The sequence below is a fragment of the Paraburkholderia sp. CNPSo 3272 genome (assembly GCF_024206495.1).
Lineage (GTDB): Bacteria > Pseudomonadota > Gammaproteobacteria > Burkholderiales > Burkholderiaceae > Paraburkholderia.
Window position 1 is genome coordinate 1 of sequence record NZ_JAMBPQ010000077.1, and the last position, 10,602, is coordinate 10,602.

11 protein-coding genes and 1 pseudogene are annotated in these 10,602 nt (G+C 62.3%); 4 read left to right on the forward strand and 8 right to left on the reverse strand.

Translation table 11 applies throughout. The features are described from left to right. The coding region (locus tag M3I53_RS37435) for a transposase (RefSeq protein WP_254320757.1) at nucleotides 1–208 on the reverse strand (208 nt) is incomplete at its 3' end. 537 nt (nucleotides 209–745) lie between these two features. Continuing rightward, nucleotides 746–1,072, reverse strand: a complete 327-nt coding sequence (locus tag M3I53_RS37440; protein WP_309249575.1) for a transposase — start codon at nucleotides 1,070–1,072, stop codon at nucleotides 746–748. Nucleotides 1,073–1,580: 508 nt separating this feature from the next. Here M3I53_RS37440 and M3I53_RS37445 point away from each other — a divergent pair. Next, complete coding sequence (locus M3I53_RS37445) at nucleotides 1,581–2,207, forward strand: GNAT family N-acetyltransferase (protein ID WP_254320758.1); 627 nt, start codon at nucleotides 1,581–1,583, stop codon at nucleotides 2,205–2,207. 233 nt (nucleotides 2,208–2,440) lie between these two features. Here M3I53_RS37445 and M3I53_RS37450 read toward each other — a convergent pair whose 3' ends face one another. From M3I53_RS37450 to M3I53_RS37470, 5 genes are read right to left on the reverse strand one after another with little or no spacing between them, the layout of a single operon-like run. Beyond that, a complete protein-coding gene (locus M3I53_RS37450) occupies nucleotides 2,441–3,772 on the reverse strand; it encodes a 2-hydroxycarboxylate transporter family protein (protein WP_254320759.1) in 1,332 nt (443 codons plus the stop codon). A 24-nt stretch (nucleotides 3,773–3,796) separates the two neighbouring features. Further along, on the reverse strand, nucleotides 3,797–5,161 hold the full coding sequence (locus M3I53_RS37455) for a short-chain fatty acid transporter (protein ID WP_254320760.1): 1,365 nt from the start codon (nucleotides 5,159–5,161) through the stop codon (nucleotides 3,797–3,799). A 27-nt stretch (nucleotides 5,162–5,188) separates the two neighbouring features. After that, entirely contained in the window at nucleotides 5,189–5,998 is an 810-nt protein-coding gene (locus M3I53_RS37460; RefSeq protein ID WP_254320761.1) for an amidohydrolase, read from the reverse strand. 16 nt (nucleotides 5,999–6,014) lie between these two features. After that, the gene (locus tag M3I53_RS37465) at nucleotides 6,015–7,205 is read right to left on the reverse strand and encodes a CaiB/BaiF CoA-transferase family protein (protein ID WP_254320762.1); all 1,191 of its coding nucleotides are present in this window, start codon (nucleotides 7,203–7,205) and stop codon (nucleotides 6,015–6,017) included. A 15-nt stretch (nucleotides 7,206–7,220) separates the two neighbouring features. Next, a complete protein-coding gene (locus M3I53_RS37470) occupies nucleotides 7,221–8,114 on the reverse strand; it encodes a CoA ester lyase (RefSeq protein WP_254320763.1) in 894 nt (297 codons plus the stop codon). A 110-nt stretch (nucleotides 8,115–8,224) separates the two neighbouring features. Here M3I53_RS37470 and M3I53_RS37475 point away from each other — a divergent pair, with 110 nt between their 5' ends. Both M3I53_RS37475 and M3I53_RS37480 read left to right on the forward strand, forming a co-directional pair. Next, nucleotides 8,225–9,115 carry a LysR substrate-binding domain-containing protein gene (locus tag M3I53_RS37475; RefSeq protein WP_254320764.1) on the forward strand — a complete coding sequence of 297 codons (891 nt, stop codon included), beginning with the start codon at nucleotides 8,225–8,227 and terminating at the stop codon, nucleotides 9,113–9,115. A gap of 77 nt (nucleotides 9,116–9,192) precedes the next feature. Continuing rightward, on the forward strand, nucleotides 9,193–9,504 hold the full coding sequence (locus M3I53_RS37480; RefSeq protein ID WP_254320765.1) for a hypothetical protein: 312 nt from the start codon (nucleotides 9,193–9,195) through the stop codon (nucleotides 9,502–9,504). A 59-nt stretch (nucleotides 9,505–9,563) separates the two neighbouring features. Here the strand turns inward: M3I53_RS37480 and M3I53_RS37485 are convergent, their stop codons facing one another. Then, complete coding sequence (locus M3I53_RS37485; RefSeq protein WP_254320766.1) at nucleotides 9,564–9,863, reverse strand: H-NS family nucleoid-associated regulatory protein; 300 nt, start codon at nucleotides 9,861–9,863, stop codon at nucleotides 9,564–9,566. Between the two features lie 553 nt (nucleotides 9,864–10,416). Between M3I53_RS37485 and M3I53_RS37490 the strand changes: the two are divergent. Further along, nucleotides 10,417–10,602 (forward strand): annotated as a pseudogene (locus M3I53_RS37490) (IS110 family transposase); the annotation flags it as partial.

Consider the following 10,602-nt stretch of genomic DNA (forward strand, 5'->3'; position numbering starts at 1 on the left):
TCAAAACCGAAAGCTTCAACTCGACGCTATAGAACTCTCGCGTCTTCTCGGCAACACCAGCTTCACCATGAGCTCGATAGCCAGCGATCCATTGGCGCAGCGATGAAACGTCGACGTTGTGCCGCTGAGCGATAGTCTTCAGACCAGCCTCGCCAGAACAGTAGTCCCTGACCGCGGCCAGCTTGGCTTGCTCCGTATATTTTCCCATGAACCCCTCGGGTTGATGTCCAACCTTCGGGGTTCAGTTCAACGTTTGGTGGGAACCAAAGTGGCCGACATTGTTGATAGCAAGAACGAAGCACCGAGGAAGCGTCCGAACTTTCCACGCGAATTCAAGCGACAGCTGGTCGCGCAGACGTACGAGCCCCGGAGCTTCCGTATCGCTGGTCGCGCGTAGTAACGACATTAACACCAACCTGCTGTTCAGATAGCGTCGCCAACATCTTCAGGGAGAATTCGGGGCGCCGGAGGCCGAGCATGCAGGACAGGAGCCGGATGGTGATGTTGCACCGTTACTTCCGGTGAGCGTCGTCGCCGAAACTTCGGCTCCGATGCCGGTCCGCGAAGCCAACCATCGGGTTCGCACAATATTCGTGGTTACCAAACCTCCGGCACCAGTCTACGGCTCGCTCGCGTTGCAGGCGATCCGCTTTCTGCACATCGGGGACGGCGGCACGGCATCCCATTCAATTTGATGGCTGCTCGCCAGTCAACGATGAGGGGTTGCCGGCCATCGTCGCAACTTTTACGTGAAGCAGCGGGTCACGTCCAGTGGCTTTCGCTCCTTCAGCATGTGGAAGCACGCGCGCGCCAGCTTGTGTGCCAGTGCCTTGTGCGTGATCACCGAATTGGTCCAGGCTTTCTTGCGGTCGTAGAACTGCCTGGCTTCGGCGCCAAAGCGCGTCGCGAAGTTGGCCGCTTCGATGAATGCCCAGGACAGATACGGGTTGCCATTCTTTGCGTTGCCTTCGCCCTTCTTCTTGCCGTTGCTTATGCGCTGGCTGTCCACGCACCGCGCGTAGGGGGCGAAGTTGCCAGCACTGGCAAAACGTCCGATGGCCCCGGTTTCCACCCGATGACGATGGCAAGCGTTTGGCCGATGCCCGGAACGATGGCAGGGCATAGTCCGCGTCTCGCGCGACCTTGTCCTGAAGACGAATGCAGGTCAATGTCGCTATCGTTCATGATGGCCTCCTTCCGGTTAAAGCGGTGCTGGCGAACTCACTTTAACCCCGCTGCCCATCAGGGCAGCGGTGGGAGGCCCGCTAGATGATTTTCAATTCGAAAGGTCATTGAATAAGGACGAAGCCTCAGCATGTTGTCGTCCGCTTAGCCGGAAAGCGGAATACTGTTGACGTGCTCTGTGCTTCTAATCAATATCTTCGCCCAATGCTCGCGATATTCAGCGGGCAATATCAGTGCCCGCTGAGAGTGTTTTGAGTCACCGGTATGTTCGACCACCGAAGGTTTCGGCGGCTATCAAAGTAACCTGGACGACCTGGATGGGAGCATCGTACATGCAATTGGCTAAACGCTTGCCCGCTCATCGAGCAGACCCTCGGCTTGTCGAAGCGTGCGTAATGGGATGGACACTGTCGCGAAAAACGGCCGCCCCGATGGCCTTACCATTTGGCTTTCAGGTCGACGTTGGATTACCTCAAGAAAGAGCGCGCTATGTGCTGCCGGAATTTCGGCCAGAAGTCGTTACTGACCTGGCTTCCGGCATCCGTACTCCATGGACTTTCATCAAGGTTTGCGCTGAGCCGCGGACAGTGGCTGAAGTCCTTCCGCAGACTTGGACCGTGCAAGCGCCAATGTTCATGATGACCGCAGCGTTGGCCCACAATGAACGTTCGCAAGACGGGCCCGTACTTCCGGACGGGTACACTGCACTCGTATTTAAAGAGGGGCGCACTATCCGGGCACAAGTCAAGGATGCTGCGGGTGATATAGCCGCAAGCGGTCAGTGCGCCCTGGACGGGGAGTCGAGCACATTTGATCAGATCATCACGCTCGAATCACATCGCAGACGTGGTCTTGGAAGCACAATCATGAAGTTGTTGACTAGCGAGGCTGTTGCGCGGGGAAACAAGCAAGGCGTATTGGTGGCAACTGCCGACGGCCTTGGGTTGTACAGTGCAATCGGATGGGCTGTCCATTCGCCGGTCACCTCTGCCGTGATCGTTGCCGCTGAGGACCCGAGATGATCAGCGCACACGGCCGTCGGGCTCGGATCGGTGGCGGTCATTCGTGAGAACGAGCACAGGGTCATCGGGACGACCGCTACACCCTCATAACGGACGGACGATGACGGCTACGTCAACCACGATCACGTCGCCCGGCGCGGCAACCGCAAGGCGTGTTCTCAGTGCTCCAGCAAACCTTGGTGCGAGCACGGTGTCCTCCGCGCGAGTGTCTAGCCCAAAGGAGCCTTGATCGCTCAGCGCAGCCACGCGAAGGCCGCAAGCGCGAGCATGACCGTGATTGCACCGCCGATGCGCGTTGCGATCTGCGCGAACGGCATCAGTTCCATGCGGCCGGCGGCGGTCAAAATCGCCACGTCGCCCGTGCCGCCCAGCCCGCTATGCGTCGCGTTGACGATGGCCGCTTCCACCGGATACATACCCATCCGGCGCGCGACGAAGAAACCCGTCAGCGTAAGCGTGATAACCGTCGAAACGGCCGTCACGATATTGACCCAATGAAACGCGGTGACGATTTCGCCCCAAGGTGTCATCGCGACGCTGATCGCGAACATCAGCGGGTACGTGACGGCGGTCGAGAAGAAACCGTACATGAAGCGCGCGCCGCCTTTCACGCGCGGCGACACGATCTGGAAGAACTGCGCCGCGACCACGAGCACGAGCATCACGACAGGCGCGGGCCAGTCGAAATACTGATGGCTCAACACGCCGAGCAGATACAGCGCGATGGCCGTTGCGCCCGCGGCGGCGACGGAGCTGACGTCGAATTCGAACGACGCGGATTTCGCGTCGGCCACATCGTCGGTTTGCGCCACGGTCAGACGTCCATTGCCCGTGAGATGCGGGCGCCGCGCGCCGAGATAGCTCAAAAAACCGGCACAACAGATCGCCGCGATATTGCCTAGCATCACCGCCGAGAGGACTTGCGCGAACAGCGGCCCCTGCTCGACGCCGAGAATCTGCGCATAGCCCGCCGAGAGCGGCAGGGCGCCTTCGCCCACGCCGCCCGCCATGATCGGCACGACGACCAAGAAAAGCGCGTGCTTCAGGTCGAGTCCGAGCGCCGTGCCGACCGCGGTTCCGACGACCGCCGCCGCCACCGACCCGCTCGCCACTGGGACGAAGATGCGCACGAAGCCCTTCACGAGCGCCTGCCGGTCCAGGCTCAGCACGCTCCCGACGATGATCGCCGCGATGAACAGGTACAGGAAGTTCGACTGCTTCGTGAAGGTCGTCACGGCCTTCGTTACCGGCGCGGGCATCAGCCCGTAGTAGATCATCATCGAGGGAATGAAGGCCGCGAAAATCGAGGTCGCGCCGACATGGCGTATCCACGGGATGCGCTTCGCGAGTTCGGCGCAGGTGAAGCCGCCGACCGTCACGAGCGCGATGCCCGTCGGCAGATCAGACGCGAGCTTGCCGTGCGCGCCCATCGCGGCGAGCACGGCGATCAGCAGCAGATAGACCGGCAACGGCAGCGCGCCGATGCGCACGTCGAACACACGCCACCAGCGTTCTTTCAGGCCCACGCTTTCGTTTTGCCCGAGCGCTCGTGCAGAGGACTTCATCGATTCGTCTCCGTTCATCATGCGTCAAATGAAGATAAGCAACGCCGCGCCGTACAACATCGCACCGACGGCGAACGTCATTACCGTGAAGCCGAGCACGCGCTGCACGCCGACGCCTGCCATCGCGACGACGGGCGCGGCCCAGAACGGCTGCATCATGTTGGAGACCTGCTCGCCCATCGCGACGGCCATCGTCGTCGCGGGCACAGAAGCGTGCAGCGCGACCGCGGCGGGCACGACGAACGGCCCCTGCACGGCCCAGTGTCCGCCGCCGCTCGGAATGAAGAAAGTAACGATGAGCGAGCACACGTAGCTCCAGAACGGCAACGTGTGCGCATTGGAAATAGCAATGAAGAAATGCGAGATGACATCGGGCAGGCCGGTTGCGTCCATCATGCCCATGATGCCGCCATAGAGCGGATACTGAAGCATCATCGAGCCGGTCTGCTTCGCTGCGTTCTTGATCGCGTCCGCATAGGCGAGCGGATAGCCATGCAGGATCACGCCCGCGATGAACATTACGAAGATTACGGCATTCACGCCCGAGAATGCGATGTGCTGAAACTGCGTGAGCACGATCAATGCAACGCCGACTGCGCCGATGAACGCACTGCCGATCCACGAGTGCTCGATCCAGCGAGCGAAGGTCAAGCGGCCTTCAGGCTTCTTGCGCAGCGGCGCGTCGGGATGCTTTTCCGTATCGAGCACGACGGCGTCTTCGTCGCGCGGCTTGAGCCAGGCGAGCACGAAAGGCATCGTGAAAAGCATCACCAGCGTCGGCACGAGATTGAAGCGCGTGAACACGGTCTCGCTGAAGGGCAGCACCGCGCCCGTGAGCTTTTGCACAACGTTCATCGAGCTGCCCGGTGTCGATTGCGCGAGCGCGATGGAGCTTGAGATACCGCTCGCCCACACGACCCAGCCCGAGAAGCCCGCCGCGACGATCCACGCGAAGTCCACGCGCAGGCGCTTCGCCACTTCACGCGCGAGCAGTGCGGCGACGACGAGACCCATGCCCCAGTTGAAGAACGACGTCGCCGCAACCAGCACGAAAGTGAGCGCGGCCGCCTGCGCGGGCGTGCGCGCGATCGAGACGAGTGCCTTGAACATGCGCTGCACCGGCGGCGCATGCGCGAACGCATGACCCGTGACGAGCACGAGCGTGATCTGGAACGCGAACGTGAGGATGTCGAAGAAGCCCTTGTACCAGCCGCCGATCATCTTCGGCGCCGAGGCGTGCGGCGCGAAGATCAACGACAGCGCCGCGACGATCGCGGTAATCAGGATCGCGAGCACGAACGGATCGGGAATAGTGCGCTCGAAGAAGCGGATGGTCGCCTCGGTAAGGCGGGTCTTGCGCACAGGTGTCGGCGCAGCGGCGGATTTCATGCGGTGTCTCCTTGAGTCTTGTTCTTTTTAGATCGTGAAGCCGTAGAGTACGGCGGGATTCGTGACGAGGATGCGTTCGCGTGTCGCTTCGTCTTCGGCCCATTCGTCGAGCAGGTCGAGAAGCAACACGTCGTCGGGCTTGTGCGTTTCCGTCACATGCGGCCAGTCGCTGCCCCACACGAGATGCTCGGGCACGGCTTGCACCCAGGCGCGGGCCATCGCCGTGATGTCGGCATAGCGATTGACCAGGCCGGCCGCCGAGTCGAGATAAGGACCGGAGAGCTTGATCCATGCGCGGCCCGCATCGGCGAGACCGCGAACGATGCCGAATGCGGTATGATTCGCGCCGTCCTGCAAGGGCAGGCGCGCTCGATGATCGAAGACCATCTTCGCGGGCAGACGGCGCAGCAGTGCTTCATGCGCGACGATCTGTTCCGCCGTCCAGTGCAGTTGCACGTGCCAGCCGAGCTCGGCCACGCGTTCAGCGAGCGGCTCGACCATTTCGAAGCCGACCGCCGCGTTCTTCGACGTATAGAGCGAGAAGCGGATGCCACGAATGCCGCCTTCGCTCAGCACGGCGAGTTCGTCGTCGGTGACATTGGGGTTCAGCACGGCGACGCCGCGCGCATTCTCGATGCCGAGTTGCGCAATGGCATCGACGGTGACGGCGTTGTCCGTGCCGTACACGCGCGGCGTGACGATCACCACGCGCTCCGTGCCCATCTGGGCCTGCGCGCGGCGATACGCGGCGACATCGGCGTTATCGACGAAGACTCCATCGTCGCCCGGCTTCAGGAACGCGCGGTCATAAATATGGATATGGGAATCGCATCTCATTGCGAAGCCTCTCCGTTCACAGCACCGCGCGCTTCGCACGCAATGCGCCGATCTCATCTTCGCTTAAACCGGCTTCGCGCAGCAGCGTATCGCTGTGCTGACCGAACGCGGGCGCGGCGAACGGCTCGGGCAGCGGCGTCGCACCGAAGCGCATCGGATGCTTGAAGCCGCGATATCCGCCGACGCCCGGATATTCGAAATGCGCGATCATGTCTTCGGCGAGCACTTGCGCATCGTCGAACATGTCTTCGACGCTGCGCGCGGCGGCGCAGGGCACGGCATCGCCGAAATGGGCTTCCCATTCGAGCGCCGTGCGTTGCGCGAGCGCGGCGTGCAGCTTCGGCACGATCTCGTCGCGATGCACCGCGCGCTTACGCACCGTGTCGTACCGTTCGTCGGTTGCGAGCGCGTCGAGGCCGGTCAACTCGCACAGCGACTTCCAGAAATGCGGCGTGTTCGCGGAAAGATAGAGATAGCCTTCGCGCGTCGGATGGATGCCGGTGATGCCACCCGAGCGCATGTCGCGGCCAACGTCCTTCGGTTCGCTATCGGCCCAGATTATGCGCGCGGATTGCATGGTGAGCGCGCTGCGCAGTAGCGACACGCCAACATATTGCCCTTCGCCCGTTTTCTCGCGCGCGAACAGCGCCGAGGACACGCTCGATGCGACGAGCGCCGCCGCGTAGTAATCGACGACCGAGCCGTACAGCACTTCGGGGGTGCCGCTGGCCGGGCCTTGCAGCGTGCACATGCCGGTCATCGTTTGCAATACCTGGTCGTAGCCCGCCTTGTCCTTGTTCGGGCCAGTTTCGCCATAGCCCGTTACCGCGCAATAGATGAGGCGCGGATTGATCTCGCGAAGCTGCTCGTATGCGATGCCGAGGCGGCCGGGCACGCTCGGGCGAAAGTTATGCACGAGCACGTCCGCCTCTTTCACGAGCGCCATCAGCACGTCGAGCGCGTCAGCCTGCTTGAGATCGAGCACGAGTCCGCGCTTGCCGCGATTCACGCCGAGAAACGCGCGGCTTTCCGCTTCGAGCGTCGACGGATATTTCCGCAGGTTATCGCCCGCGGGCGGCTCGATCTTGATGACTTCCGCGCCCTGATCCGCAAGCAGTGTGCAGCCGTACGGACCCGCGATATAAGCGCTCAGATCGAGCACGCGCACTCCGGAAAGCGGCCCGCCGCGTCTCATGTTTTGTTCCATGCAACTTCTCCTTGTTCAAATGCCCGCGTGGGCGCGCTGTTCTTCGGTGAGCAGGCCCATGCGCGCCGCGTCTGCGGCAAGCACGCGTGCGCGTTCGACGAACGGCGGATCAATCATCTTGCCGTCGACGACATACGCGCCGATGCCTTTCGAGTGCGCCTCGCGAGCGGCGGCGACTACGCGCACGGCATGGGCGATGTCATCATCGGAGGGACGGAAGACGTCGTTTGCAATCGCGATCTGGCTAGGATGAATGCAGCTCTTGCCGATGAAACCGAATGCGCGTGACATCTGCGCTTCGGCGCGAAAGCCGTCGACGTCCTTGATGTTGGCGAACGCGGTGTCGTAGGCGAAGACGTTCGCCTCGCCCGCCGCGATGCGCAGTGCGAACATCGCCTGCTGGACGGCAGCGGTTTCGCGGCGCGAGATGGACAGCGGCTCGAAGAGATCGCCCAAGCCGAGTTGCAGGCCCGCGACGCGCGGATGCGCGAGCGCGAGTTCGGCCGCAATGCGCAACGCGCGCGGCGACTCGATGTTGAGCAGCAGGCCGATAGGCGTGGTGACGCCGTTCTCGCGCTCCGCGGCGTCCAGCGTGGCGGCGGCCGCACGTACGTCGTCCGGAAGTTCGGGCTTCGGCAGGTTGATGAGCGAAACGCCGTTGCGCGCGACGGCGTCGATATCGGCGGCGAAATGCGGCGTCGATATCGCGTTGACGCGCACGATGAGCGTCTTGTCGCTCGCGAGCGCTTCGTCGGTCGCGAGCAGCGCGCGCAGTTCGGCACGCGCCTGCTGCTTGCGCTCGCCGGCCACAGCGTCTTCCAGATCGAACGACAGGGCATCGGCAGCGCTCGCAAGCGCCTTGGCGAAGAGTTCCGGGCGCGAGGCCGGCACGAAGAGCTTGCTTCTCATGTGTCTCCCTTCCATTTTTTGAAATGCCTTGATATGCCGACCAGTGTACGGATGCTCAGGTTTTAGATAAACTATCTGCATCTATCTTTAAACAATAGAAAATCTATCCGATGGAGACGACATTCCTCTCGAATCTGCTGCTCGTCGTCGATACCGGTTCGATGGCGGAGGCCGCGCGCCGCGTCGGCGTGACGCCCGCGGCCATTGCCCAGCAGATGTCGGCGCTGGAGCGTGAGCTCGGCGTCACGCTCTTCGTGCGCGCTGGCCGCACGGTGACTCCGACCGAGGCGGGGCATCGCGTGATAGAGAGGGCGCGCGGTCTGGTGGCGAATTTCGCGGATCTGAAGGCGCACGCACTCGAAGGCGAGGCGGCGGGTGAACTGCGCATCGGCACGATCACGACGGCGCTTTTGAGCCTGCTGCCCGATGTGCTCGCAAACTTCGCGCGGGCGTTTCCGCGCGCGAAGGTACTGATTCGTGCGGGCACGTCGATGGAACTGTACGACACGCTGCAACGCGGTGATCTCGACGTCGCTATCTGCTTGCATCCCACGTTCGCGCTGCCGAAGGCATACGACTGGCATCTGCTGCGCGAGGAGCCGCTCGTCGTGCTCGCGCCCGCCCGGCTCGCGAACGAACACCCGCACGAACTACTGCAGCGTGAGCCGTTCATCCGCTATGACCGCACGCTCGGCGGCGGCAAGCAGGCGGACCGGTATCTACTTGCCGCAGGCATCGTGCCGCATGAGCTTTTCGAGTTGAATGCGCTGATGGCGATCGCGATGATGGTCGACCGTGGCTTGGGCGTGTCGCTCGTGCCGGATATCGTCTCGCCGATGACGTCGGCGCTTTCCGTCGCACGGCTCGCGCTGCCGGTTCAGACGGAACCTCGCCGCTTCGGCATGGTTTGGCAGCGGTCATCGCCCCGGGCGCGCCTTATTCAGGGCTTGCGGCTGTGCGCGGATGAGGCGGTTGCGGCGAGCCTTGTGAGAGAGGAGTAGCCGAGCGATGTTTTGGGCCACGCGGCTAGCGCGGCGAACAAGGCGCTGTTATATCAGGCACCGAAGGACCATTGCCGTTGCCGCACATCTCTCCGGCGAATCAACCGTCTTCCCCTCCCACCAGCTCCTTGCGCGTCGGAATCCTGGACTGCCGCGGCCGTTCATCGCAAGGCTTTCGCAGCGACACCGCGCGCGTGATCGTGCCGAGTTGCCCTTCCGGTTCAGCCGCGCTGAAGTCGCTGATGGCGAAAGAGCCCGTCGGGGGCACGTCTGAACGAGATGATCGCATCGGCTATCGGCCCTTGATTCAGCCGTTCGCTTCGTCGAAGCATAGTCAGCTGAGCAGCGGATTGGCCTTGGTAAAAGACATTGAGATCGTCGAATGTTGAGCGGCAGTGAAGGGTCGATCAGGGTCATCTGGCCGACGCGGCGGACCGCCGCGTTGACGTCAGTCACGAATGAGGTAACTGTCGCGGTGTTTCGCGTCCTTGATCCAGTTGGGTGCACGCCCCCTCCCCGACCACGTCGCTCCCGTTTTCGGGTCGCGGTATTTGGGGGCCGCCACGCCCCCGGGTCTTGGCGAGCGCCCGCCCCGCCCGCGCCCGAAGATATCCCGCTCGGTAAATCCGTACTCGGTGACCTTGGTCCTGACGTCCGCAAGCACCCCCTCAAATTCCGCTGCGCGTGCAGCAGCCGCTTGCTCCTCAAGCACCGCCATTTGCGCTTTCAGTTCCTTGAATGTCGCCAAGATTCGCCCCTCAACTTGACACGGTGATGGCGATCATAGCTTGCGTGAATTCGGCACGATCGCAAACTGGCCACTGGCTAGCCTGACCCGGATACAGAATCCGCCGAAGCGCCGTGGTCGGTCTACCGCTGGCAACGGAACACCAGAACGGTTCGTACACCCATGATCGCTTCGCACCGTCCGATAGGAGCGGCCGAAGCTTCCCCTAAAATTCGACACGCAAAACCGCTATCAAGATAATCCAGAGGATTTTTAGCGCAGCGGAAACGGCGCGGTGAGCTATTCAGGGGCACGGCGAACGAACCGTTTCCGCTGCGCTAAAAATTCTTTGAGCTAAGCCGCTCCGCTGTCGGTGGCTATGGGAATTGAATCGGTGCGGCGCTGGTTGTGAATGTCGAACGTGGGAAGCGATGCGACGGCGGGATAGTCAGTATGACTCCGCGAGGTAGAGGCTGGCCTGCCGCGGAGGAATCAAGCGCGGGTTAGCATAACTGCCAGAGCCGCATGGTGTGGACAGGGTCACACCCGGCGATTTCCGGCACGGAGGCCAGCAATGGAAAACGATAGCACGTTGTATGTCGGCCTGGACGTTCACAAGGAATCGATCACGGTTGCCTATGCGCTCGGCACCGGCGAGGTCGAACTGCTCGGCAAGATCGGGACGACGAAGACCGATATCGAACGCCTGTCCAAGCGCCTACAGTCGAAGGCGCGGCGCATCCACATCGTTTATGAGGCG

Coding starts and splice junctions, on each gene's coding strand:
- M3I53_RS37450 (WP_254320759.1), bottom strand. CDS start 3,772: ATGAAGTCCTCTGCACGAGCGCTCGGGCAAAACGAAAGCGTGGGCCTG.
- M3I53_RS37465 (WP_254320762.1), bottom strand. CDS start 7,205: ATGGAACAAAACATGAGACGCGGCGGGCCGCTTTCCGGAGTGCGCGTG.
- M3I53_RS37445 (WP_254320758.1), top strand. CDS start 1,581: ATGGGATGGACACTGTCGCGAAAAACGGCCGCCCCGATGGCCTTACCA.
- M3I53_RS37475 (WP_254320764.1), top strand. CDS start 8,225: ATGGAGACGACATTCCTCTCGAATCTGCTGCTCGTCGTCGATACCGGT.
- M3I53_RS37470 (WP_254320763.1), bottom strand. CDS start 8,114: ATGAGAAGCAAGCTCTTCGTGCCGGCCTCGCGCCCGGAACTCTTCGCC.
- M3I53_RS37455 (WP_254320760.1), bottom strand. CDS start 5,161: ATGAAATCCGCCGCTGCGCCGACACCTGTGCGCAAGACCCGCCTTACC.
- M3I53_RS37460 (WP_254320761.1), bottom strand. CDS start 5,998: ATGAGATGCGATTCCCATATCCATATTTATGACCGCGCGTTCCTGAAG.